At 53.9% G+C, this 23221-nt stretch carries 23 protein-coding genes; 14 read left to right on the top strand and 9 right to left on the bottom strand.

The features are described from left to right. Positions 1-187: 187 nt before the first annotated feature. Positions 188-1255 carry a hypothetical protein gene (locus KRAC_RS74455; protein WP_211221254.1) on the top strand — a complete coding sequence of 356 codons (1068 nt, stop codon included), beginning with the start codon at positions 188-190 and terminating at the stop codon, positions 1253-1255. A 235-nt stretch (positions 1256-1490) separates the two neighbouring features. Further along, entirely contained in the window at positions 1491-3029 is a 1539-nt protein-coding gene (xylB, locus tag KRAC_RS07745; protein ID WP_007905827.1) for a xylulokinase, read from the top strand. A gap of 67 nt (positions 3030-3096) precedes the next feature. Here xylB and KRAC_RS69005 read toward each other — a convergent pair whose 3' ends face one another. Next, positions 3097-3624 carry a DUF4190 domain-containing protein gene (locus KRAC_RS69005; RefSeq protein ID WP_007905826.1) on the bottom strand — a complete coding sequence of 176 codons (528 nt, stop codon included), beginning with the start codon at positions 3622-3624 and terminating at the stop codon, positions 3097-3099. A gap of 309 nt (positions 3625-3933) precedes the next feature. On the opposite strand from KRAC_RS69005, the gene KRAC_RS07730 reads away from it, so the two are divergent. Further along, the gene (locus KRAC_RS07730; RefSeq protein ID WP_007905824.1) at positions 3934-4593 is read left to right on the top strand and encodes an iron-containing redox enzyme family protein; all 660 of its coding nucleotides are present in this window, start codon (positions 3934-3936) and stop codon (positions 4591-4593) included. 577 nt (positions 4594-5170) lie between these two features. Further along, positions 5171-6421: an MFS transporter gene (locus KRAC_RS07720; RefSeq protein WP_007905821.1), complete on the top strand. Its 1251-nt coding sequence runs from the start codon at positions 5171-5173 to the stop codon at positions 6419-6421. A 218-nt stretch (positions 6422-6639) separates the two neighbouring features. On the opposite strand, the gene KRAC_RS07715 is transcribed toward KRAC_RS07720, so the two are convergent. Continuing rightward, a complete protein-coding gene (locus KRAC_RS07715; protein ID WP_040442107.1) occupies positions 6640-7122 on the bottom strand; it encodes a phosphotransferase in 483 nt (160 codons plus the stop codon). A 192-nt stretch (positions 7123-7314) separates the two neighbouring features. Here KRAC_RS07715 and KRAC_RS07710 point away from each other — a divergent pair, with 192 nt between their 5' ends. From KRAC_RS07710 to KRAC_RS07700, 3 genes are all read left to right on the top strand, one after another. Beyond that, positions 7315-8052 (top strand): endonuclease III domain-containing protein, encoded by a 738-nt coding sequence (locus KRAC_RS07710; protein WP_007905820.1) that lies wholly within the window; start codon positions 7315-7317, stop codon positions 8050-8052. Between the two features lie 419 nt (positions 8053-8471). Then, positions 8472-8753 carry a hypothetical protein gene (locus tag KRAC_RS07705; protein ID WP_007905818.1) on the top strand — a complete coding sequence of 94 codons (282 nt, stop codon included), beginning with the start codon at positions 8472-8474 and terminating at the stop codon, positions 8751-8753. Further along, positions 8750-9094: an ATP-binding protein gene (locus tag KRAC_RS07700; RefSeq protein ID WP_040442105.1), complete on the top strand. Its 345-nt coding sequence runs from the start codon at positions 8750-8752 to the stop codon at positions 9092-9094. The genes KRAC_RS07705 and KRAC_RS07700 overlap by 4 nt, the downstream gene beginning before the upstream one ends. Positions 9095-9538: 444 nt before the next feature. Here KRAC_RS07700 and KRAC_RS07695 read toward each other — a convergent pair whose 3' ends face one another. From KRAC_RS07695 to KRAC_RS70915, 3 genes are read right to left on the bottom strand one after another with little or no spacing between them, the layout of a single operon-like run. Next, entirely contained in the window at positions 9539-10726 is a 1188-nt protein-coding gene (locus tag KRAC_RS07695) for an FAD-dependent oxidoreductase (protein WP_007905816.1), read from the bottom strand. A gap of 41 nt (positions 10727-10767) precedes the next feature. After that, positions 10768-11613, bottom strand: a complete 846-nt coding sequence (locus tag KRAC_RS70165) for a sensor histidine kinase (protein ID WP_040442104.1) — start codon at positions 11611-11613, stop codon at positions 10768-10770. Continuing rightward, a complete protein-coding gene (locus KRAC_RS70915) occupies positions 11610-12521 on the bottom strand; it encodes a nitrogen regulation protein NR(II) (protein ID WP_157506343.1) in 912 nt (303 codons plus the stop codon). Before KRAC_RS70915 ends, KRAC_RS70165 begins: the two co-directional genes overlap by 4 nt. A gap of 792 nt (positions 12522-13313) precedes the next feature. Between KRAC_RS70915 and KRAC_RS78155 the strand changes: the two genes are divergently transcribed. From KRAC_RS78155 to KRAC_RS07660, 4 genes are all read left to right on the top strand, one after another. Then, positions 13314-13736 carry an SH3-like domain-containing protein gene (locus KRAC_RS78155; protein WP_007905809.1) on the top strand — a complete coding sequence of 141 codons (423 nt, stop codon included), beginning with the start codon at positions 13314-13316 and terminating at the stop codon, positions 13734-13736. Continuing rightward, complete coding sequence (locus KRAC_RS78150; protein WP_007905806.1) at positions 13733-14029, top strand: SH3-like domain-containing protein; 297 nt, start codon at positions 13733-13735, stop codon at positions 14027-14029. The genes KRAC_RS78155 and KRAC_RS78150 overlap by 4 nt, the downstream gene beginning before the upstream one ends. Beyond that, positions 14026-14703 carry a thiocyanate hydrolase subunit gamma gene (scnC, locus tag KRAC_RS07665; protein ID WP_007905804.1) on the top strand — a complete coding sequence of 226 codons (678 nt, stop codon included), beginning with the start codon at positions 14026-14028 and terminating at the stop codon, positions 14701-14703. Before KRAC_RS78150 ends, scnC begins: the two co-directional genes overlap by 4 nt. A gap of 147 nt (positions 14704-14850) precedes the next feature. Next, entirely contained in the window at positions 14851-15186 is a 336-nt protein-coding gene (locus KRAC_RS07660) for an SH3-like domain-containing protein (protein WP_007905802.1), read from the top strand. Positions 15187-15601: 415 nt separating this feature from the next. Here KRAC_RS07660 and KRAC_RS07650 read toward each other — a convergent pair whose 3' ends face one another. Continuing rightward, a complete protein-coding gene (locus KRAC_RS07650) occupies positions 15602-16702 on the bottom strand; it encodes a HoxN/HupN/NixA family nickel/cobalt transporter (RefSeq protein WP_007905800.1) in 1101 nt (366 codons plus the stop codon). Positions 16703-17009: 307 nt separating this feature from the next. On the opposite strand from KRAC_RS07650, the gene KRAC_RS07645 reads away from it, so the two are divergent. Next, positions 17010-17387 carry an ArsR/SmtB family transcription factor gene (locus tag KRAC_RS07645; RefSeq protein ID WP_007905799.1) on the top strand — a complete coding sequence of 126 codons (378 nt, stop codon included), beginning with the start codon at positions 17010-17012 and terminating at the stop codon, positions 17385-17387. A gap of 163 nt (positions 17388-17550) precedes the next feature. On the opposite strand, the gene KRAC_RS07640 is transcribed toward KRAC_RS07645, so the two are convergent. The 3 genes from KRAC_RS07640 to KRAC_RS70910 form a co-directional block, all read right to left on the bottom strand. Further along, entirely contained in the window at positions 17551-18639 is a 1089-nt protein-coding gene (locus KRAC_RS07640; protein WP_007905797.1) for a molybdopterin-dependent oxidoreductase, read from the bottom strand. Between the two features lie 159 nt (positions 18640-18798). Beyond that, a complete protein-coding gene (locus KRAC_RS65475; RefSeq protein WP_007905796.1) occupies positions 18799-20133 on the bottom strand; it encodes a TSUP family transporter in 1335 nt (444 codons plus the stop codon). A gap of 180 nt (positions 20134-20313) precedes the next feature. Then, entirely contained in the window at positions 20314-20781 is a 468-nt protein-coding gene (locus KRAC_RS70910; protein ID WP_007905792.1) for a tetratricopeptide repeat protein, read from the bottom strand. Between the two features lie 132 nt (positions 20782-20913). Between KRAC_RS70910 and KRAC_RS61045 the strand changes: the two genes are divergently transcribed. Both KRAC_RS61045 and KRAC_RS07620 read left to right on the top strand, forming a co-directional pair. Further along, positions 20914-21690: a DJ-1/PfpI family protein gene (locus tag KRAC_RS61045; RefSeq protein WP_007905790.1), complete on the top strand. Its 777-nt coding sequence runs from the start codon at positions 20914-20916 to the stop codon at positions 21688-21690. Between the two features lie 296 nt (positions 21691-21986). Continuing rightward, on the top strand, positions 21987-23072 hold the full coding sequence (locus KRAC_RS07620; RefSeq protein ID WP_007905788.1) for an enolase C-terminal domain-like protein: 1086 nt from the start codon (positions 21987-21989) through the stop codon (positions 23070-23072). Positions 23073-23221: the final 149 nt, after the last annotated feature.

The raw sequence follows: 23221 nt of genomic DNA, 5'->3' as shown, positions 1-23221 counted from the left end.
TCACAAAATGTGAAATAGCCTCTAGCATATTCCCCTGCTTTGCGTTATAGTTGCTACAGTTGATTGCTAGCTACCGCGCCCGCCTCTCTGCTTTGACACAGTGGAATGGTGGACGGTTTGTTGGAGGACTTCGAGGACTTCATGGAAGGAGTTTACTTATATGTACTGTGGAAATTGTAGAGCTATCTTGCCGGCCGGAGCTGCAGTGTGCCCTTCTTGCGGTACGCCGGTTCCCTACAATGTGTCTGGAAACGTTGCGCCAACGGTACAGGCGCAGCCATCATATCCGCAAGAGACCGCGAATCCCCAGGTCGCGCCAACTGTCTTTGCTCAGCCACCTGCACAGGGTCCTGGTGGTCCTTCTGGGTCGTATTATAACCAGGGGAACTCAAATCCCAATAACGTGGCCCCACCACCACCTTATTACAATCCAGGGGCGGCGTCACAGCCTGGAATTTCGGGTGCTCAATATAACCAGGTGCCCGCGACTCCCAATGTATCGGGAGCTAATTACAATCCCTATGCTAATAGTGCCCCACCGCCACCAACGCCTTATCCAGCTGGTCCGCAGCCTGGTGCTTATCCACAGCCCGGCGCTTACCCACAGCCCGGTGGCTATGGGATGCCCCCACAACCGCCTAAAAAGAAGAGCAACCTTGGCCTAATTCTCGGTATTATTGGAGCCATCGTCCTGTTCGCCTGTATTGGTAGCGCTGTTCTGATTGGTTTGGCCGCCAATAAAGGCGTTAGCGATGTGAAAGCCACGGCGACCGCGATCTCAAAGGACACGACTCCTACTGACAACGCGACACCTACTACCGATGGTGCCACGCCAACAACCAGCACGGGTGATAATTCTCAATCGCCATCGGGGCGACCGTTCTCACCGCTTGCTCAACAGATTATCACTGATCCAGCGACCTCGAGCGCGGTCGATAGTAATAGCGCCAAACCAACGAATCCTACCAAGTCATTTAAGGCTGGTTCGTATGTCTATGTGACCTTCAATCTTAATCTGGCTTCATCTGGTTTGAACTTTAACAATGGCGACAAAGGTTATGTCGAAGGTCGTTTCTATGTAGATAACCAATTTGGGAAGAATACCATCCTTCCGATAGACCGGGATGCTCCTGGAGCGTATGTAGGTATTCAATACTTGGTAGCTACCCAGGGCGCGGCTGAACTCTACTGGTGCCGTCAGGCCGATTGTAGCGATCGCCAGCTCGCCCAGGTCGTCACGTTTACGGTCTCCTAACGCGTTCTCATCTGACTCGCCTGGCGAACCTTTAACCAAAGAGTGAGTGTGTAACAAATGTGGTGAGAGTGAGCGCACAACAAATAGGGTGAGAGTGAGTGCGTGGGAAACGGGCAAAGCCCGTTTCCCACGCACTCACTCTTTTTTCCCTGAGCGCCGCAGGCACGAAGGTTCTTCTGAGAAGGGAAACAGTGGTAAAATAGGGATACATATTTTTGTCAGCAAAGGAGCCTAAATGCAAGCCCTGCTTGGTATTGATCTTGGAACTACAGGCGTGAAAGCCGCTCTGTTCGCGGCTGAAGATGGCCGCGTTCTGACCGACGCCTTCATCGATTACCCTCTCTATCATCCTCAGCCCGGCTGGGCCGAACAGCAGCCCTCTGAGTGGTGGCAGGCGACGCTCACAGCCATTCAAGGATGTTTGGAGCGTGCGAGTAGCCTTGGGGTTCGCCCATCCGATATTCGTGGTGTTGGCCTCTCGGGCCAGATGCATGGAGTCGTCCTGCTAGATGAGCAGCAGCAGGTATTGCGCCCCTGCATCATCTGGGCGGATCAGCGCAGTGATGCTCAGTGTCGCTGGATGACCGAGCGTGTGGGCGCTGCCCAGTTGATCTCTTATGTCAGCAATCCCGCGCTCACAGGCTTTACCGCCCCCAAACTCCTCTGGGTACGCGACAACGAGCCAGAAATTTTCGCTCGTGCGCGTACACTGCTGCTGCCCAAGGATTATATCCGCTACCGCCTGACAGGCGTGCTGGCAATGGAGATCTCGGATGCCGCCGGGACATGTCTGCTGGATGTCAAACAGGGCACATGGTCGCGAGAGGTGTTGAGCGCCATCGAGCTTGATCCCTCTCTCCTGCCGCCTGTTGTCCCGGCTGATGCCGCCAGTGGCTCCATCACCGACGAGGTGCAAGCTCTGACGGGCCTGCCAGCGGGAATACCCGTGGCGGGTGGTGGCGCGGATAACGCCTGTGGTGCAGTCGGCAATGGTATTGTGGAACCCGGCCTGGCCCTGCTCTCAGTTGGAACCAGTGGCATCGTCCTGGCTCACGCGACCTCGCCCCGGGTAGATATCTCGGGTCCAGTGCCCCGTGTGCATACCTTTAACCATGCCGTTCCCGGCGCGTGGTACCTTATGGGGGTCACGCAGGGCGCGGGCCTCTCGCTGCGCTGGGTGCGTGACAACATCGGTCTGCCCGAGCGTGCGCTGGAGCGCTGGACGGGCGTAGATGCCTATGAGACACTGGCACGTGAAGCTGAATCTGTTCCCGCTGGAAGTGAGGGCCTGATCTTCCTTCCCTATCTGCAAGGTGAGCGTACGCCGCATCTGGATGCCTATGCGCGTGGTGGCTGGATTGGCCTGACCGCCAGCCATGATCGTCGCCATCTCGTGCGCTCAGTACTGGAGGGCGTCGCCTTTAGCCTGAAGGATTGCATGACGATCATCCGTGAGCAGGGTCTTCCCCTGGAACAGGTGCGCGCGACCGGTGGTGGTGCGAAGAGTCCGCTCTGGCGTCAGATTATCGCTGATATTCTCGAGACGGAATTAGTCACGACCAACGCAAGCGAGGGACCCGCGTTTGGTGCTGCCCTGTTGGCTGGCGTTGCCGGGGGTGTCTACGCCTCTGTTCCTGAGGCCTGTGCGCGGACCGTGCGCATCGTAGAGCGCACCGCGCCTAACGCAGCCCTGGCCCCAGCCTACAGGCAGGCCTATGAGACCTATCGCGCCCTCTATCCCGCGCTCAAGCCCGTGATCAGCAAGCCACTCTAGACGAAGCTTCTAATCACAAAAAGGCAGCCACGTGAAGAAAGCGGCTGCCTTTTTGTGATTCTTGGAGTTAGTGATAAAGGCTATATCTCAAGACAACACCAAGGACAGCATTACCTATGGAGAGCACAATACTAATAATTGAAAGTACAAGCCCCCAGGTTGCCATTGTTTTGCGCTGGGTGGACTTCATTCCGAGAGCCGAAAAGATAATACCAGGGATCGCGACAAGGAAGCCAATACACGGAATCAGCCATGCGAGCATGCTAATAATACCTAATACCAATCCAGCAATCGCCATGCCTCCACGTGAATCCGATGCCTGCTGGGGTGGATAGTAGCCCTGTACCGGTGGCTGCATATTGGGGTAGGCCCCTGGATATTGTGGCTGTGGATACTGAGGCTGGTAGTTAGCGCCCACTGGTTGCTGCGGATACTGAGGCGAATAGTTCTCCACAGGCTGCTGTGGGTACTGAGGCTGGTAACCAGGTTGGTAGTTCTCCGCAGGCGGCTGGTATTGGGTAGGCGGATACTGATTGGGATCACCAGCTGGATTGTTTTGCGATGGATATGGATTGTACGGATTTTGATCGCTCATAAGAATGAGATCCTCTCCCTGATTCAATGAGTGGCGGCAAAAGAGACCTGCTTGTAAACAACCTATGCAGTTTTACATTTCCCTTTAGCGCCAAATGATAAAGAGGTAAATAAAAATGCATTGATGTCTATGAATGTAGCAGAGATTCCTTGCAATGTAAAGTTTCTTTCTGCTATTCAATAAGACGGAAAAACTATCCCATAATACAAGCAAGCCAGAAATGAAGCGAGGGGGTGAGGAATATGGGCTACAATAAAGGCGCAAACAATAAAAAGAAAAAGTAGTCTTTGAGAAAGAAAAGAGGACGCTATGAGTTTCGCCGATAGTATCGTTTCCGCGGATATTCAGCAGTTGCGCGCGCATATTCTAGGGCATTCACTCTGGCGGCGTATCGAGGAGGGGACGCTGGAGCCTGAGCGTTTGCGTCTCTTCGCTTTGCAGGACTGGTGGCTGGTGCGCGAGGCCTATCGCCTCGATGCCTTGGCGATTGCCGCTCTCCCTGACCTGGAGATCCAGGATCTCTTGATTCGTAAGTTGACGCCCAAAGTGGGCGGCTACAAACTTTTGCTGCGCTTCGGAGAGGCTCTGGGTCTCTCACGCGCCGATTTTGATGCTGTAGAGCCGCTGGCAGGCTGTATGGCGCTGACCAACTTCTTCTACTGGATGCTGGCCTATGGCGCGCCCGCCGAGAAACTGGCCTCGGTAAGTGCCAGCGAGGATATCTTTGTGCAGATCTGCGCTCGCATCGCCCCCACCTTAATTCGTCACTATAACCTGACCGCCGAGCAGGTGGAGTTCTTTTCCGCTCATGACGCGATTGGCGAGCAGGTCACCCCCGTAGACGAAACCCTCCTGGCGCGCTATAACTCGCCCGAAGATCAGCAGCGTATCACCCGCGCTATTCGCCTCAGCCATGAGTACGAGATCATGTTTTATGACACTATTCTGACGGCGAAGATCGGTTCATAGCGAGTACTCGCGCTTCTTGGCGTACGTGCGCTGAGCGAGCGGCCTGCGTATATTGACGTTGAAGCCGCTCGCATGCTACTATGCTAGTGTGAAATTACCTTATATCAGACTGAAAAATCATCCACACGTCAAACGCGGGTGGATGATACATCGCAACCGTAACCGCGCTACAAGCACCCTCGCTGCGTAAGCCCGGCACGCGCTTACGTGGCTATTGAGGTTGTGCCGCCCGTTGTTATCACACAGTAGTCTTTGTTGGCTACCGTGATGGTATCATGTTTTCTGCGGGCGTCACCTTTCTTCTCTACTCACCTGCACATCTCCCCAGTTGCCGGGTATAACGCCCTTTCTCGCGTGGCGTTCTCGGCGCTATTCCTATAGCATGCTCTGTTTATGGCGTTTTTCTGCCTGGAAGCTGCCGCGAAGGGGCACTTTTCCTCCTTGCCCTTTATGGTATAGCTTTGCTCATTTTTGGAGTCCTTCTCTTGCTGACAACCAATGCTACTTCCATTGCCAGCGCTTCTACACTCATGTTTCTGGGTAGCAGTCAGCATGCTTTGATGAATGGAGTCATCGTATGACAATCTCTTCTAAGAATGCCAGGCAGCAATCTTCAATCCCACTCTGGAGAAATCGAGATTATGTTTTGCTTTGGAGTGGACAGACGATCTCAACTATTGGAGGGAGTGTTTCGCTATTGGCGTTTCCTCTGTTAGTACTGGCGGTGACTGGCTCAGCGTTACAATCGTCTATCGCTCTGGCCTTGCGCACACTTCCACGAACACTGAGCATGTTTTTTGCTGGAGCGTTAGTGGATCGCTGGGATCGCAAACGTGTTATGATCGCCTGCGATATCGGGCGCGCACTGAGCATTGCAAGTATTCCCCTGGCACTCGGCCTGGGCCACCTGACCTTCGCACAGCTTTGTTTTAACGCTTTTCTTGAAGGGACGCTACAGAGCTTTTTTGAAGTTGCCTATTCCTCTAGCCTGGGCCAGGTCGTGAGTGGCGAGCAGTTATCCGCAGCCATGGGCCAGGAGGAGGTTGTTGAAGGTATTACAGGCCTACTTGGCCCCTCGCTTGCAGGCCTGCTTTACGGCGTGGCGAGTTTGCTGCCCTTTCTCGCTGATGCCATTTCATATACCGCTTCATTTGTGACGCTGTTCTTGATTCGCACACCGTTTCAGCAAGTACGTACGGACGTACGACGCCACCTGATTCTTGAGATTCGGGAGGGCTTTGCCTGGATGTGGCGCCAACCGGTATTGCGTACCATGAATCTGGTGAATAGTGTCGGTGCTCTCATTATACCAGGCAGCACGCTGGTCTTAATCGTGCTGGCGAAGCAGCAGCACGCTTCTGACACTCTGCTTGGCGTTGTGGTGGCGTGTGGTGGTATTGGAGCGCTGATTAGCTCGCTGCTGTCGCCGCTTATCCAGCGAACTCTCCATGTAGGGCGCGCGATCCTCATCACACGTTGGGCCTTTGCCTTGCTCTGGCTTCTCTATATGCTCTTGCCGCATTTCTGGTTGCTGGGAGTTGTAGAGTTTCTGATTGGCTTTGCGGATCCGATAGAGGATGTCCCCTACTTTAGCTATCGCCTGGCGATTATCCCTGATCACTTGCGTGGTCGCGTGATTAGTGCCTGTCGCCTCTTCACTAGCGTAAGCAATCCCCTTGGCCTGCTCTTGACGGGCTGGTCTTTGGAGCACTGGGGGACAGCCCCCACCATCATTATTTCCAGTGTGGTGTTAGGGGCTACCGCCCTGGCCCTCTCTTGCTCCCGAGCAATCCGACAAGCCAGGCATCCACAACCTGGAACCGCGTAAAGCGCCGATATAAGAACGGTTTTTCAGCTCACCTGGTTCTTGAGTGATGGTCCTGGCAGCCGGACCATCACTCAAGAACCAGGTGCGAGCGCCGTAGGCGCGAGAGGTCAAGCAGGTAACGAGTGAGACGTGCGCGATCTTTTTGCCATCTCCTCTCATGAACATCTGCTAGTAGCATTTGTCATTTAGCATGAAATTGCATTGAACGAGGTATGTTTCTAGAGATAGCGATCCATTGCTTTCTCCAATTCACGTCCGCAGCGTAGTACCCATTCTCGGCACGCCACTCGCACCCGCACGTAATAGAAGAGCCACTTCCAAACCTGATAGAACCAGTAGCGGAGAGGAAAGCAAGCCCCAAGATCCATTGCTTCGCGATATCTGTTCAGCAACTCGAAGTGTAGCACCTGTCCATTGATGAGATTGACGAGATCCAGATCACGCTCACCCCATTCCGCATCCAGTGGGTCAATGAGACCAGAAATGCGCCAGGTGTGCGGATCAAACAAGAGATTACCGAAACAAAAGTCGCCATGAAGCAGGACTGGTCGGCCCTGACTGGTGCCAAGAATCTGCTTACCATGTTTGAGGGTACGATCCATCAAAGCAAGCACTTCTTGACCCAGATACAAGCGGGCCTCCTCAGAGCTTTTGGTTGAGTAATGGATCACAAAGAGGCAGGAGTGAGACAGCACTTTCATCTCTTCCTCGCCTCCGTTATTAGTGGACTCAGAGCCAGAGAGTAATTTCCGTTAGATCAAGGTGGCCTCATCCGTAAAAGCGAGATACTCGCGACGACGCGCTCGGCTTGTGACTTGCACGAGTTTGGAGCGGTTCGCGAAAACGATTCGTGTATACTACATATATCTGCTACAAGAGAAGGGGAAAGAGTCGTGAAACAATCGCCCCAGCGCGTTCGGAATCCTGCGGACTACGGGTACCCGTCTACCGATGTGATTGCCCTTTCAGCAAAAGCTCTCGAAGTGACGGCAAAACTGACCGAGCAGTTCGGGGAAGAGCCTTTTTCCAAAAAAGACCCAATGAGTATGTTGGTTGATATTCTCCTTTCACATCGGACGCGTGATGAGCAGACAGCGGCAGGCTACGCCAACCTCATAAAGCGCTTTGGCTCGTGGGAAGGGGTACGAGACGCACCAACCAAAGAGGTAGAAGAAACAATTGCCAACGTCAACTTTCCTGAAGTCAAAGCGCCGCGCATACAGGCGATTATGCGCCAGATCACCGAGGAGCGGGGTAACCTCAACCTTGACTTCCTCTGTTCGCTACCTGTTGAAGAAGCGGCAGCCTGGCTCAACCGTTTTCAAGGAATCGGGCCTAAAACCACTGCGTGTGTTCTACTGTTTAGCTGTAAAATGCCCATACTTCCTGTTGATATTCACGTCCACCGCACTTCGATTCGCATTGGACTGATTGGCAATAAAGTCACAGCAGATAATGCGCATACGCTATTGCAAGCCTTGTTGCCTAACGATGCAAGGACCATCTACAATTTCCATAAAGGACTGCTCCGGCTCGGTCAACGTATTTGCGTCTATGAACGTCCTCGCTGCAACCAATGCCCGCTCACTAAACTGTGCGATTACTATCGCACGGTGGTGAAACCAAATTAGAATTTGCGTTACCCTGCTTGATGTGCTAGGAAGTAGCACTTATTCAGGCTCTTTTAGTTTAAGTAAAGTAGCACGAGATACCCACGACGACGCGCCCGGCTTGTGACTTGCACAAGTTTGGACACTAGGACACATGTCAGAACCAGGGAGTATAAGCATTGCTCTCTGGTTCTGACATGTGTAAATGTTAATTTTGCACTGGACTAGATGCGGTGATGTTTTGGACTGACTGATCCTTATTCAGTTCTCAAGCCACTCTGCGATGAACTGTGGACTCGCGTGGATATCAATCTGCCGGAGCAGACTGGCCGTGACGAGCGCGGCGGAAGTGTATCTCGAAACAATGCAGCGAGAAATCACCGAGAAGCTTGCTGTCCTGGAGGAAAGTATTGGGAAGGTCGAAGGGAGTCTCTGTCTGGATGAAAAGGGCTGCCACCACTGGAAAAGAGATTCCAGCCGAGGTGGAACGTCTGTGTCCTCAGGTCTATAGCATGCTTCCCCAGATCACGCTTCCCGATCTGCTCTTAGAGTTGGACAATTGGGCGGCCTTTTTACGCCCTTTTACCCATCTCATAAGTGGTGATGCCCCGGTTGGCAACGACAGTCAACACCGACACGCACCATCGCGCTCAATCTCGTACCAGGAGAGCAAGCAATCCCAATTCTTGCCGATCCCGGGCGAATCAAACAGGTGCTTGTGAAATACCTGGAGATGGTTCTGGGGGCTTCGCCTCCGGATCAGCCGGTGACGGTCCACCTGACCGTCGAGGATGGGATAGCGCGTGTCTCGGTCCATGACGAGGGGGCACGCATCTCAATGGAAGAGCAAAAGCATCTCTGGGACCGCTTCTATCGAGCCAAGGGAAGCGCTGTCCAGCAGGAGTTAGACCTGAGCCTGGGCCTGGGCTTCTATCTGTGCAAGGTCTTCATTGAGCAGCATCAGGGCAGCGTTGGAGTGGTCAGTCTTCCGGGCCAGGGGGCCACCTTCTGGTTGACCTTACCAACAGATGCAGGGTCCGAAGAACGGCACATACGCGCATAGAAGAAGGCAGGTTTTAACAAAGTGGCTCTCGTGCCAATAGGAGGTAGGGCTAACTATTTTACCATACGCCGACTTTCACATGTGTAGCTCTCGCGTGGCCCATATTCTGTCCAAATGACGCATATCTTAGCCTATCAGTCCGCCTGGGACGAAAAGGAGATGTTGAAGGAACGCACCACAAAGGAGCGTGGAACTCACGGCTAGGATATGCGTCTCAATGGAACGGAGATCCAAGGCGCTGATCCAGTCTAGAAGCCGTTTCAAGCGTCTGCGCGGTCAGTATATTGGTCAGTGATATGGCCAAATATTACTTCGAGGTACATGCATTTATACGCATCAATACAGCTTATACCTGTGTCTCTCCACCCATAATGTGTGCCTCTCAGTCCATGCTAGCATGGGACCCTATACAGGTGTGCCCAATATGCCACTCACAACAGGTAATCAGGCGCCGGCATGGTGCGTGCTGAGGTGCTCGCGGATCGCGATGGCCGCCGCCGCGCCCTCACCCGCCGCGCTTACCAGTTGCTTGGTGCTCCCAGCGCGCACGTCGCCCGCGGCAAAAATGCCCTCGATATTCGTCTGAAAATCTGATCCCGTACATATAAAGCCCTGGGCGTTGGTGGCAACTGTTTCGCGGAATGGCTCGCTATTGGGCTGGAGACCAATAAAGATAAAGGCTGCGGCAGGATGGAGCACCTCTGGCTTCCCACTCTGCGTGTCCTTGACCACCAGCGTCGTAAAACGATTGTTCTCGCCCTTAAACTCTATAATCTCGGTGTTATACCGTATCTTGATCTCGGGTGTAGAGAGCGCTTTATCAACCGCGAGCTTGCTGGCGGAGAGTCGCGCTCCTCGCACAAGAATTGTCACCTGGGGGCTAAAACGCGTCAGGAAGACGGCCTCCTCTACGGCGCTACTGCCACTTCCAACCACCACGACATCACGCCCCTTATAGAAAGGTCCATCACAGGTGGCGCAGAAATGAATACCTGCGCCAATATACTCACCTTCGCCGGGCACATCCAGGCGCTTATAGCTTGAACCTGTAGCAAGCAACACAGCATTACAGCGATAGTGTGTTCCATCCTCGGTCTCAACGAAATGCGCATCGAGATCGTTGCCTACACGCACCACATTCTGTGCCGAAATCATCTCGACGTCGAAGCGCTTCGCCTGCTCAACCACGCGCTCGGCGAACTCACCGCCCCTCACCCCCTGGGGAAAGCCGGGATAGTTGTCCAGGCACTCTGTAATGCCCGCCTGCCCACCCAGGCTCGAACGCTCAATGACCAGCACATCATAACCATCGCGAGCAATGTAAATCGCGGCGGTAAGGGCTGTAGGGCCACCACCTATAACAATCAAATCATAGAAGGTACAACGAGCTTTGATATCCAGGCCCAGTTTCTCGGCAAGTTCCGCGTTCGACGGCTCTATGAGCACACTCTGGTTATCAAACACAATCGTTGGGATCGACATCCCACCCTTTTGCAGCTCACGCACATACGCTTGCGCTTGCTCATCCTCCTCGATGTCGATGTAGTCATAGCGCACACGCTGTTCTCCCAAAAACTTCTTGCTGCGCTTGCAATCACTACACCAGTTGGTGCCATATAGCTTAATGGTCATGCTTCGCCTTCTTCTCTCTGTTGTTATATCCTTCTTTATATTTACGCCGCAGATCTCGCTATCGGCAAGGTAAACCAGAACGTTGCGCCATGACCGGGCTCGCTCTCTACCCCAACGCTGCCATGATGACGCTCGATGAGCGCCTGGCTGAGATAGAAACTGAGTCCCAGGCTGAGATCCAATTCGTGCTGGACCGCGCTCCCTTTCCCACGGTAGAAGCGATCCCAAAGGCGCCCCTGCTCTTCCAGGGGGATGCCGGCTCCTTCGTCGTGCACAGAGACACGTACGAGGTCGTCCGAGCTTCTCACCTGGACAGTCACGGGCCGCTCGGCGGGGGAATAGTTGAGGGCATTCGCCAGGTAGAGAGTGAGCACCTGGGTGATGCGCCCGGCATCGGCGAGAACAGGCATCGTATGTTCGGTTGTCAGGTTTTCCAGTTCGATTGTGTGTTCGGGCACAGACGCTTGCTGCTTCATCACTGCTACGTTGATCAGGGCGAGCAGGTCGCAGGACTTGAGAGACAGACCGAGTTGATTGGCCTGGATGCGCGCATCATCGATCAGATCCCGCACCATGCGCTCCTGCAGCCGGGCGCTCTGCGCTGCCTGCGCCAGGGACTGCTGGGCGTGTTCAAGATGCGCACTTGCACGCTCGGGCTGCTCGGCAAGGTGGCGTTTCAAGGTCTCCAGGCGGCGCTGCGACAGTTGCAAATTGCCTTTGATCCCCGTCAGCGGGGTGCGCAGTTCATGGCTGGCCAGCGTCAGGAAGTCCCTGTTCAGGCGATCCACCTCGTGCAATACGAGTTCTCTCGCCTGTCTCCCAGTCTGCTTCTGCAAGTTGCCAAGACATTCAATAATTAGCCGGGCCTGTGCGGCGACGGCTTTCACGAGCTCGATCTCTTCCTGGCTGTAGCCACTGTCTCCCCTCTGTTTGGCAATGAGCAAGGACCCGGCCAGATGCTGATCCAGGAACAGGGGATGATCAGAAGGTTTGCCGCCCCAAAATCGGCAGGGTATCCTACCGGGAAGTGCAGGCGATCCGCCCTGAGAATGACCTCCTGGTTGGCATGCAAGAGAGCGCGCACCGTTACGTCAACAATCTCGGTGAACAAGAAGCGCCCGCGTATCTCCCGGAGCTGCTGTTCTTGCTCAGCGGTGAAGCCGCTTCCCACAGCATAAGAGAAGCGCTGAGTCTGAGATCCGAAAGCGATCAGGCTCACACGCCAGTACGCAAGAACCTGGCGGATTACATCCACCAGTTGTTGAGCCACAAAAAGCATAGGAGACGATAAGAGAGGCATATCATCAGAGAAGGCAAAGGCGAGATGCTCGGGGATCAGCGCGATGGCCTCGTTCAGTGCCGAGATTGCTTCAAAGACGCGCTGGAGATGCAGAGCCTTTTGATAACGGGGCGTCACCTCGTGGAAGAGCGAGACCATGCCGCTCATCTGCAGCTCGGCATCCAGCAGGGATGAACAGCGTAGTTCAAGCAGGGTCTTGCGTCCCGAAGGGAGGCTGAGCATCAAGGTCTGTTCATAGGTATGGGACGCTTCTGCTGCATTACTGTCCGGCTTCAACAGCCAGGGGGCAGGGAAAGTAGGGTGATGCAGCTCATTATACCACTCATAGCGCTGGAGAAACTCTCGATAAGGAGTCCCCAACCAGGGACGTGTAGAGGAGACCTCAAAGAGCTTGAGGGCGGCGCCATTCATGCAGGGCAGCTTGCCGTCTCGGTCGCAGGCAAGAGCCGCGTCAGGCAATGATGCAAAGACCGCTTCCAGTTGTGGTGATGGCACCCCCTCTTTTGGCGTTGTGTGAGATTGCGATCTGGGAGCGAGTCGTTTCGCAGGCGGGATGCTTGATTGTTGGTTTACTTTTTTTGTGTGATTGTGCGAAACAGATCGCTGGTTCTCCTCCATCTCGTTCATCCTTCAAGAAGCGCTCAAACACTCCCTGCATGAGGACACGGGCAATGTTCCTCTTCACAGAGAAAATGACAGTTTGCCTCTCTCAATGGGCTCTCCCGGCCATATTCATTATAGCATCAGGATAAAAGACGCCTTCGCCCTGCCTGCAGTGGTAAGAGAAAAGAGCAAGCCAATGGTGATGTCAAGCAGGGCTATTTAATTCTCTTCTGCTTCTTGCCTCGGTTCGCTACGCTCACCTCGGGGTAAGGGTATCTGGGTTGAAAAAGGCAGGGCCTTTTTCAACCCAGATACCCTTACCCCCTGAGCGCCGCAGGCGCGAAGGGTCTCCAAAGGGGAAGCCTGCCTCCCTTTATGAGAATTAAATAGCCCTGGATGTCAAGGCCGGTGAGATCGCCAAGACGTTTTCTTTCCTTATTGTATGCATAACAATACCGAACAATTTGTTGAAGGCTCTTATACTTACCTTAGTACCATCCTGTTGGTATGTGGCCTATCGTGAATGCACTCAATCAAATCATTTATGAAGTGGTCGGCTTGAAGTCCGTACCTTATTCATACTTCTGATAGAGATGCGTTCCTGGCAACTAACTCTACCCTTTGTGGCTGCTTGTAAGGAAACTGTCTACCTGAAATCGCATTTCTTGTATAGAGGAGGTTTCAATGAGTTCATCTAGTTTCGAAAAACGGCAGACCATAACTACAGCTATTGCTCCTACTGTGCACTATCCATTGGATTCACCACCCACCATTTCCAATGAGTTCCTTGATAACTTAACGCATGTTATACATGATGTAGGAGGACAACCGGATGTACCGGTGATATATCAAGATATACCAGAGGAAGAATGGGAAATGCGCACTTACATTACCTGTGAGTGCCTGGGGTGGCGTGGCGTGTGGAACTCCGAGGAGCGTCGTCGATGTGAGAATGACCTCGGTGAGACCATCTACTTCGGATTTCCCTATTATGGGAGATGGATCATGACCGCAGCCAGAACACTGATCAGTAAGGGGTATATCACCCCCGATGAATTGAATGCAAAGATTGATGAGGTGAGTAAACGCCTGGGGGTGAAGGAATGAGAAGGTTCCAGATCGGAGATCGCGTCACTGTTAAGGAAGGGACGTCTCTCTTCTATACCCGCGTTCAAACTTATACACGAGGCAAAATAGGAGTTATCGCGGAGTATCGGCCAGCGTGGGTTATCCCCGAAGATGAAGCCTGGGGGCGCGACGAGGGGCGGGCAGAGCCGTTTTATGTGGTCCGTTTTAACCAGCGTGACCTGTGGCCAGGATATCAAGGATATCCAAACGATACTCTGGAAACAGAGATCTATGAGCGCTGGCTTGAGCCGGCCAAAGAGGAGGCGAAATGAGTACGACACACGAACATTCACTCGCCCTGGAGCAGGGTGAGATTAGCAAATTTGAGGCCCTGGAGATCGCGGTGCGCGAATTGGCGATCTCCCACGGGCTATTCTCAGCCGAGGATCACCGTCGTTTCACAGAATGGTCCGAACAGGTCGGGCCTGCTGGGGGATCACGCCTGGTGGCCAAGGCCTGGGTTGATCCGGAATTTAAAGCGCGTCTGCTTGCCAACGGGATAGAGGCTTGCAAAGAGGTAGGAATTGATTGGGCTCAGCCAACCGGTCATGGCACACCGAGCGATTATACCTGGTTTTACGTGCTTGAAAACACTCCCCAGGTTCACAATGTGATTGTTTGTACATTGTGTTCCTGTTATCCCAGGCCCGTTCTCGGCATGTCTCCCAGCTGGTATCGGTCTGTAAACTACCGTCGCCGCATCGTTCGCTGGCCTCGCGAAGTCCTTTCTGAGTTCGGTCTGTACCTTCCTCCAGAGGTGGAGATTCGCGTCCATGACTCGAACGCGAAATCGCGCTTTATGGTTATGCCCATGCGCCCGAAGGGGACTGAAGGTTGGAGCGAGGAGCAGCTTGCTGCTATTGTCACGAGAGATACGATGATTGGTGTGGCTCTTCCCTCTGTTGATTGGACTGCAACCCAGCCGCCGTCGCGTGGAGCGTCCTAAGCGCACTTGTGAGGAAATAGAAAATGATCAAACCTGCGCGGGAAAGGCGAGTACCACGAACGCGTGGGGTAGGGAGATAGATGTGTCACGACGTGGGGAGTAATGATTTCAACAAAAATCTGCTCCCTCCATGCGAAGGAGATTTTGATGATTTCAACGAAACGCTATGATCTGCTGATGCACTTGCTTGATGACAACAGCATACAGAGAGAGACCACACTCCCAGAGATGGATCACAAGCCATTGCCCTGGGAAACGTATATGCAGGCTACCTGCGAATGCCTGGACTGGCGGGGCTCGTGGTGTAATAAGGATAGACGCGCTGCCGAGGATGAGCTAGGTGAAACCCTCTACTCTAAATTTCCCCATTACGCGCATCAAGCACTGGTTGCCGCTCACGTGCTTCTCGACAAAGGTCTCATTACCGTCGATGAGCTGAACAACAAAATGCAAGAGATACAGGCGCGGTTGGAGAGAGTATAAAGGAGAGATAATCTTTGTGTACAGTTAAAAATCAAAACCAGATCATGGTATGCGACGTTTCGAGGGACAACGTGACACAACTCGTCAGTGGTCAACTGGGCACTACCGTCACCTTTGAAACGATCCATGGTGAAGGTACGCTGGTATCTTGCCTGGAACCCTCGTGTACGTCCAAATTCCAGCAGTTGGTGAGCGAGGCCTTGGACTGGACAGAGGAAAGATGGCCTGCTTCTCCTGCAGGATAACAATGGCCATGACAAACACCTGTCAGGCTGTGCGTGTGCCTGACAAAAAGTTTGCCAGCAGCCAAAAGTGATGGGATTTCTATTTGATATGCCAGGGGGTTAGCGTAAGACAAACCTTACGCTAACCCCCTGGCGTATGATGCTGAACGAGCATAACGCAGAATTGCATTCTATTGGCTGTCGCCCCTGGCTGGTGCTGTTGTGATTACGAAATCATCATAGCGCTTGATCTTGTAAATTATGGTTGAGGCAACCCAACTTACGATAAACAGGCAAACAATGAGAATCCCAAGGAGGTTGAAGTTCTCATTCAGATCACTGACCTGATCCCAGAAAGGGCCGCTCAGATTCAATTCAGTTGCGATCACGTTAAATGCCTCAAGACTGCCAATAGCCAGGGCTATGATGGCCGAGATACAGGTGATACTCAGATTGTAGTAGAGCTTGCGCATCGGCTTCACGAAGGCCCAGCCATATGCGCCCAGCATCAAGATGCCATCGGTTGTGTCCAGCAAGGACATGCCAGCGGTAAACAAGAGTGGGAAGATCAGAATAGCTACAATTGGCACCCCCTGTGTGGCGGTCGTTGCTGCTATTGCGAGTAGTCCAACCTCAGTAGCCGTATCGAATCCCAGGCCAAAGAGAAAGCCGATAGGATACATCTTCCAACTTCGGTCAGTTACTTTGAGCACAGGACGAAAGATGCGTGCCATAAGCCCACGGTTGTTCAGCGACTCGTTTAAGGCGTGGTCATCGTAGTGTTGACCACGCCTCACTGCTTGAAACGTCTTGAATATATCCACCAGGATGACAATATTAATGGCAGCGATCAGCAGCAGGAAGAGAGCTGAGACTGAGGAGCTGATCAGTTCACCCATCGCTTTGAAGGTATTTATTTTGTCAAGGGCGAGAGCTGTAGCAGTAATAAACAGGGTCAAGAGGGTCACAACGGAGGAATGACCAAGCGAGAAGAAGAACCCGACACCTACAGGCTGTTGCTTCTCTTGCATCAACTTACGGGTGACATTGTCAATGGCTGAAATGTGATCTGCATCGAAGGCGTGACGCAGACCAAACGTATAAGCTGTAAGAGCAAGCAGGAGTAGCTTGGGATTGGTTCCGAACGCGATGAAGGCCAGTACCCAGGCCAGAATATTCAAACCTACGAGTAAGACATACATTCGGATGATCTTGCCGCGCACTTCGGATGAGCTTTGTTTGAAGACCCGGGAAAGCGCGGAGAGACTAAAACTACCCCTGTCCTTACTCAATGCTTGATCCTTTCCGCATAAGCTTATCTCGATGCCGTGAAAAAACTGCTTGAACACGCCATATCAAAACGAGTTTCTTGCAGAAGAGCAAGTTTAAACAGTTTTAGAGAATTATGTGGACAATTAAGTGTATTTGACATTGCAGATAAGAATAAGCTATATTTCTAAATGGTGGTTAATAAAATTATACCTGGGAAGAAACGATGTGTATAGGGGAAAACGCCTGGAATTCGATGTAAGATGTAAAATTGTAGTTCTTTTGCACATACTCTCGCGTATATGAACAGATACTCAGAGAGGAAAAAATATGCAAGAACCGAGAACTCCAGATGTCGAAACGACTATATCTGTGGAGGAGGAAGTCAGCAAACCATCGGAGCGCGTCATTGAAATAGTAACTGAGACATTCCAGGCGCTGGGAGATGTTACGAGAGTCAAAATACTTTACGCTTTGCAGCAGCGTACCATGTGTGTGCGCGAAATCGCCTACCAGGTGGGAATTTCGGAATCGGCAGTTTCTCATCAACTTCGCCTACTCCGCGATCGTCGTCTGGTACGTCGCAAGCGCCAGAGTAACAAGGTCTATTACTCTCTTGACGACCATCATCTCCCGGTGATGTTTCGCGAGGCAGAGTATCACGCGGATCATATTCTCAACGACCGGCCCAACCACCCATATCCTTGAGAGTATACCTTTTTATCGGATGCACTAAGCTAGACTTTATCCATATCAGGCTGCAAAGGAGAGCGCTTGGGTGAGGCGCTCGAAAAGATCCCGCGGAATTTCGACCATATCGTGTTTGGTAGGCGAGAAGGAAAGCCAACAGATCCTGCTCCCAAAACACGCCTCAGACCAGATGCAGCTGGACCTGATACCAGGCGTTATTGGCATACCCTTTGAAATTCCAGAGGGAGCGCGCATCCTCCGGCTGGGTCTTGCCTGTGGCATCCCAGGCGCGGACGATGATCTGGCATTCCCCGGCAGGCAGGTCCAGGGTGGCCTCCCAGAAACACCAGGCCCAACGATCGGTCTTTTCCCGGATCGTCGCGGGTATCCAGGTGGCCCCTCGATCGGTGGAAAGCTCGACGCGCTCGACTGGCGCCTCTTCTCCGGTGAGTGCGTACCCTTGCACCAGGACGGGGCCCGCCTGGTGCGTCTCTCCTGACTTCGGGGTACAGATGACCGCGTTCAAGGCAATCTCTTCCAGGGTCTTCCCCTGCTCCCAATCAGCGGTTTGCGCGGTCACGGTCGGAGGAAAGGTCTTGTAATCGCGAGCCTGGAAATAGTTGGTCGACGGCTGGCTCTGGAGTGTGATTTCCTGCAGCCACTTGACGCTTCTGACCCCGACATAGCCTGGAACGAGCACGCGTAAGGGAAAACCATGTTCACGAGGCAGAGGAGCATCGTTCATTTCGTGGGCCAGCAAGACTTCGGGCGTCAGAGCCTTTTCCAGGCGGATCGAACTGCCAAAATGGACCAGTTCGCCCGCGACCCGGGCCTGGTCGAGTCCGCGAAAGGCCACATAGTGGGCCTCTTCCTCGACTCCTGCCGCTCGCAGAACATCGCTGAGACGCACACCTCGCCACCTGGCGGTGCTGATCGGATCAGCCCCCCAAGGGATTTCGCCCGGCAGAGGATGAATGGCCGCTAGTTCGTCACGCCTGCTGCCGGCACAGATGAGCGTCGCTGTCAGGGTGTGCTGTGGAAATCGGGTGAGCAGATCCTCCAGAGAGAGCTCAAGGGGATGCTGAACCATCCCCTTGACCATGAGACGATAGGTCTCTGGCACAACCTGGGGGATCGTGCCGTGCCCACGGATGAAAAACAGGTCGGACGGAGTGACAAAAGCCTCCGGCAAGCATTCGAGTGGCATTCCTGCGTTCAACGGGTTTTCTTGATAGACCTTTAAGCGTGAAGTGGGCTTCGTAGTTGGCATCTTTCTTCTCCTTCTTCTCTTCTCACAACGTGGCATCCGTGAGATCGCAACACCTGATCTCTCCCGGCCACGGGCACGACTGGCCTGAGAAGAGGGTTTTGCCATGCGGGAAGCATGGGAAGGCCAGCCGGTTTTGCGGGGCACGTGTGGCCCGATTTTTTAGAAAGCTCCCCATCCTACTCCATGCAGAATCATCTCGATGGCGCTGACAAGCAACACCAGCAAGAAGATCAGACGTAACAGTTTGTTGCTGATACTCGCGAGCAGACGTGCTCCGACCAGCGCGCCGACGAGAATGCCCAGCGCGACCGGAGCCGCGACCAGCGGGGGAATGTCCCCACGCAAGAAATAGATGCCCGCGCTGGCCGCCGCCGTGACCCCAATCATAAAATTGGAGGTCGTCGTACTGACCTTGATCGGCAGCCGCATCAAGGTGTCCAGCGCGATGACCTTAAAGGTTCCGCTCCCGATGCCCAGGAGGCCGGAGATCAGGCCAGCAACGTACATCATGGCCAGTCCCCAGGGCGTGCGCGTTACCTGATACGCCACATCCTTCCCCAGTTTGTGGTCCGGGTAGGTACTGGAAAGATGCAACCAGGTTGCCAGGCGGTCGTTTTTCACCCCCTGAGGAGTGTCTTCGCCGATTTCGACTACCAACGGCGCGGCAGAAAGTAAGAGAATAACCCCAAAGATGATATTGAGCAGATGCGGAGCCAGCACCCCGGCGAGAAACGCCCCACTGATCGCTCCGATGGTGGTGGCAATCTCCAGAAACATGCCAATGCGCAGATTGGTGAGGCGATCGCGCACATAGGCTGCTGCCGCGCCGCTGGAGGTCGCGATGACCGAGATGATGCTCGCGCCAATGGCAAACGTGACGGGCAGTTTAAAGACCAGGGTGAGCAGCGGCACGATCAGCACGCCCCCACCGAGACCCACCAGCGAGCCGAGTAAACCCGCAGCGATCGACGCCAGGAAAATCAGCACGGCAACCAGCGCGGAGAACTGAATCCCTCTGGTCATCGCGGCGTGTTGCCCGGAACTCCAGGTGCCCACGCCAAAGATACTGAACAGCAAAATAGCCAGCACTAGGCAGGTAATGGCCACATAGGTGCGATCACGTTCTACCGCAAACGTCACGATCGAGACCGCTACGCGCAAAACAGGAGTGGCGATCAACAACAGTAAACCCAGCGTGATGATCCCCTGGGGATGCCCTTGAGCCAGGCTGGCTACCAGCGCGGACCAGGTGAACGGAAAGACCAGTAAGCGCTCTGGAGAAAGCCCTCCTGGTCGAGTGGGAAGCAGGATGATCCCGATCAGTATCACCGCAGCACTGAGCAATACGCCGCCTTGCAGAACCCAGCCAATCAGAGCAGTCGCCCAGGCATATGGGTAGGGTGCTGGCTCCTGCTGGTGTTCAGATGGGTCTGAACCTTTGTGAGGCCCACCAGAAACGTGGTGCGCAGAGAAAAAGGAACGCAGTCGTTGCATCCATCAAACCTCCTCAAAACCTTTCCGATCCTTCCACTCTTGACCAGGGGTGTTCTTGAAACACATTTACACATGACCTAGATAATCCTGTCCTTCTTTAGGATAGCACACCACCATGCATCATGAAAATTCATCATTTTCATGAGAAATCATAACCTGAGAGCTCCCCGCGCTAAAGCACTATAACTTACACACAATTTTATCGCAGCTTACGTAGCACTGGGCCTTCTCCGGCTGGGCCAGTTTCAGCGCATGCAGGAGGGGAGATCGGGCCGGTGGAAGCGAGCGAGCCGTAAAGTGGGCCAGGGCTTGTAGGATTAGCATTTCCAGCACGACATGCAGGTGTCCCTGAGCCTGCGCCTGCTCTTTCCAGGAGGCCAGTTCCTGGAGTGCTTCCTCCACCTTCTGTTGCGCGAGGTGCAGGCGCACCACCAGCAGCGCCTCCTCTTCCTGGAAAACAGAGGGAAGCTCCCTCTCCGATTCGCGAACTGGTAGACCGAAAAGTGCTCTCCTGTACAGGACCAGTGCTCGACCGCGTGGCTGAGAGTAATTCCTACCACTCTCAGCACGGCAATCACCTGAATCGTATGGAAGTGACCCTAGAAGAGCCAGGACCGACCTCGTATCCTGATGGAGATTGTCCTGCATCGCTGTCCTGCTTGCACTTGAGTGATGGACAGATTACACTTGGTGGTGTCGCGACCTGTCTGCAGAAGAATCACCACACGTATGCTGTTCTCGTAGTCATCTGTCCTTTTCAATTGCATGGAGGATGAGGAAATGGTTGCGAAGACATCTCGATCTGGCTGCATGGATGACCTGTCTATTGCCCTGCCCATCTTTGAGGGCGCAGAGGAGCAAGACGTCGTAGGTCCCTATGAAATGTTCTTTTGGATGTCCCTATTTGAGGCTCTTCCGCCTGATCGGCGGCCCATCGGGGAAACTGATTTCGCAGTTGACTTCATTCGGGAATCTGAATTCGCAGATTACTTCTATCCTAAAGTTGCCCCGAAGGCGAAAGTCTTCACTGTGGCTCCAACCATCAATACCTATGTTATGTCGTCTGGCATGCAATGGACTCCAGATTTCAGTTATGACAATGCCCCGGCTGCGAACATGATCGTTGCGCCTGGGGGGCGTGGCGCTCACGATATTCCTGCGCGCCACAAGGATGGAACCATTGATTACATCAAAAGGGTAGCAAATGCGCCAGGGAGCAAGTATGTGATGTCTGTGTGCACTGGAGCCTTCTTGCTGGGCGCAGCAGGACTCTTAGATGGAAGACACTGTCAGGTCAGTTCACATAACTATGACAGATTTGAACGAGAGGTACCAAAGGCCAAGCTGGTAAAGGATCCTTCACTCAGCTTCGTCCAAGAAGGCAATCTCTTCACTAGTAATGGCCCATGTTCAGGCCATGCTACTGCTTTACGCCTCGTGGAGGTTCATTGCGGAACGGGGTACAAAAACAACCTGCGGGAACTTATTGAGTATATCGTTCCTCCAGTGAAAGGCGCTCTGGTAGAGAACGGCAAAGTCACGACCATAGTGGTGTAGTTCCGTTTTCGACGCCGGACTTGCCCGAACTCGTCCGGTTAGCCGACGAACCAGGCATCTTGGATTCCTTCCGGTTTGCCCATCATCCGGAAGCTTGGGAGATTTCGGGCAGGGCCGGTTCTGAAAAGATCGGCATGATAAGTCACGATTAAGGACGGTTCGAATCGCCTCGACTCCTTGCGAGGCAGTCCGACGGTGACGTCAGACCACCGCACAGCGAGCGACGATGGTCTGCCCCTGATGCCTCAAGCGGCAGCGGCGAATTCAACTGGACCTGCGTACCTGGAGGTCGATCCATGCTTCACAGTCTCACCATCAACTCCATTGCGGCGCGCGCGGTGCTGGCGCCAATGCCAAGGCCGGTCCGCACCGCGTCCGGTGACATTCTCGCTGCGCCGCTTGTCCTCGTTGACATTCAGACAAACGAGGGGATTATCGGCCGCAGTTATGCCTTCGCCTACAACCCTCTCATGCTGCGTTCGCTCGTGCAGTTCCTCCGCGACGTTGCACCCGATCTCGTCGGCAAGGCGGTTTCACCGCGCGAGCGCATGCGACAGCTCGAGAAGCGGTTGACGCTTGTGGGGTGGCAGGGAGTAGCAGGCATGGCTGTCGGTACGCTCGACATGGCGCTCTGGGACGCGCTCGGGCGCGCGGCCAATCTCCCTGTAGCGGTGCTGCTCGGCGGAGAGGTGAAGCCGCTAGATGCCTATGACAGCTACGGCATTCTGGACATCAAGACCGACCTTGCCTGGATCGAGGCGTCGGTAGCAAGCGGTTTCGAGGCGATCAAGATTAAGCTCGGCGCCGGCGAGGTAGCCAATGACATCGCAGTTGTCGCTGCCGTACGGAAGCTGATCGGACCGAAGGTCAGGTTGATGATCGACTTCAATCAGTCGCAGACGACAGCCAGCGCTATCGAGCGAATCTTGCGCCTGCAAGAGTTTGATCTGACCTGGGTTGAAGAACCGGTCGCTGCCGATGATCTGCAAGGCCACCGTGCCGTTCGTGAGGCCGTTCACCCGGTTCTTATCCAAACCGGCGAGAACTGGTGGTTCCCCCGTGGTATGGCAAATGCCATTGCTGCCAGAGCGAGTGATCTCGCGATGATCGACATCATGAAGATAGGTGGGGTCACCGGTTGGATCTCCGCTGCAGGGCAGGCCGAGGCGGCGTCTCTGCCGTTGTCGAGTCATACCTTCATCGAGGCAAGCGCGCACACGATGGCGGCGTCACCAACCGCATCCTGGTTCGAGTATCTCGACCTCGCCGGGGCCGTCCTAACCGAGCGCTTGTTGCCGAACAAAGGCAAAGTCGTTCCTCGAGGACCTGGCCTTGGTCTCGAATGGGACGAGAAGGCGGTTCACAAACTCGCATTTGAGTGACGTCTCTGAGCAGTTTGCAGATTATCGAGACCAGCTTCTCTCCTAGGAAGAGTGCGAACCCAAACTGGCTGAGGAGTGTCAGCAGCTCGGTTTTCCTCTGGGCCTGTCGGTGCGAACTTGACGCGCAAGATCAGTCGTACCAGAGAACG

Origin of the sequence: Ktedonobacter racemifer DSM 44963 (assembly GCF_000178855.1) — a bacterium.
GTDB classification, from domain to species: domain Bacteria; phylum Chloroflexota; class Ktedonobacteria; order Ktedonobacterales; family Ktedonobacteraceae; genus Ktedonobacter; species Ktedonobacter racemifer.
This window is presented reverse-complemented; position numbering and strand designations above follow the sequence as displayed.

Bases quoted from the DNA above. Each gene is read 5' to 3' on its own strand.
- xylB (WP_007905827.1), top strand. From the start codon at position 1,491: ATGCAAGCCCTGCTTGGTATTGATCTTGGAACTACAGGCGTGAAAGCC.
- KRAC_RS69005 (WP_007905826.1), bottom strand. From the start codon at position 3,624: ATGAGCGATCAAAATCCGTACAATCCATATCCATCGCAAAACAATCCA.
- KRAC_RS07730 (WP_007905824.1), top strand. From the start codon at position 3,934: ATGAGTTTCGCCGATAGTATCGTTTCCGCGGATATTCAGCAGTTGCGC.
- KRAC_RS07720 (WP_007905821.1), top strand. From the start codon at position 5,171: ATGACAATCTCTTCTAAGAATGCCAGGCAGCAATCTTCAATCCCACTC.
- KRAC_RS07715 (WP_040442107.1), bottom strand. From the start codon at position 7,122: ATGAAAGTGCTGTCTCACTCCTGCCTCTTTGTGATCCATTACTCAACC.
- KRAC_RS07705 (WP_007905818.1), top strand. From the start codon at position 8,472: ATGAAAAGGGCTGCCACCACTGGAAAAGAGATTCCAGCCGAGGTGGAA.
- KRAC_RS07695 (WP_007905816.1), bottom strand. From the start codon at position 10,726: ATGACCATTAAGCTATATGGCACCAACTGGTGTAGTGATTGCAAGCGC.
- KRAC_RS78155 (WP_007905809.1), top strand. From the start codon at position 13,314: ATGAGTTCATCTAGTTTCGAAAAACGGCAGACCATAACTACAGCTATT.
- KRAC_RS78150 (WP_007905806.1), top strand. From the start codon at position 13,733: ATGAGAAGGTTCCAGATCGGAGATCGCGTCACTGTTAAGGAAGGGACG.
- scnC (WP_007905804.1), top strand. From the start codon at position 14,026: ATGAGTACGACACACGAACATTCACTCGCCCTGGAGCAGGGTGAGATT.
- KRAC_RS07660 (WP_007905802.1), top strand. From the start codon at position 14,851: ATGATTTCAACGAAACGCTATGATCTGCTGATGCACTTGCTTGATGAC.
- KRAC_RS07645 (WP_007905799.1), top strand. From the start codon at position 17,010: ATGCAAGAACCGAGAACTCCAGATGTCGAAACGACTATATCTGTGGAG.
- KRAC_RS07640 (WP_007905797.1), bottom strand. From the start codon at position 18,639: ATGCCAACTACGAAGCCCACTTCACGCTTAAAGGTCTATCAAGAAAAC.
- KRAC_RS65475 (WP_007905796.1), bottom strand. From the start codon at position 20,133: ATGCAACGACTGCGTTCCTTTTTCTCTGCGCACCACGTTTCTGGTGGG.
- KRAC_RS70910 (WP_007905792.1), bottom strand. From the start codon at position 20,781: ATGCAGGACAATCTCCATCAGGATACGAGGTCGGTCCTGGCTCTTCTA.
- KRAC_RS61045 (WP_007905790.1), top strand. From the start codon at position 20,914: ATGGTTGCGAAGACATCTCGATCTGGCTGCATGGATGACCTGTCTATT.
- KRAC_RS07620 (WP_007905788.1), top strand. From the start codon at position 21,987: ATGCTTCACAGTCTCACCATCAACTCCATTGCGGCGCGCGCGGTGCTG.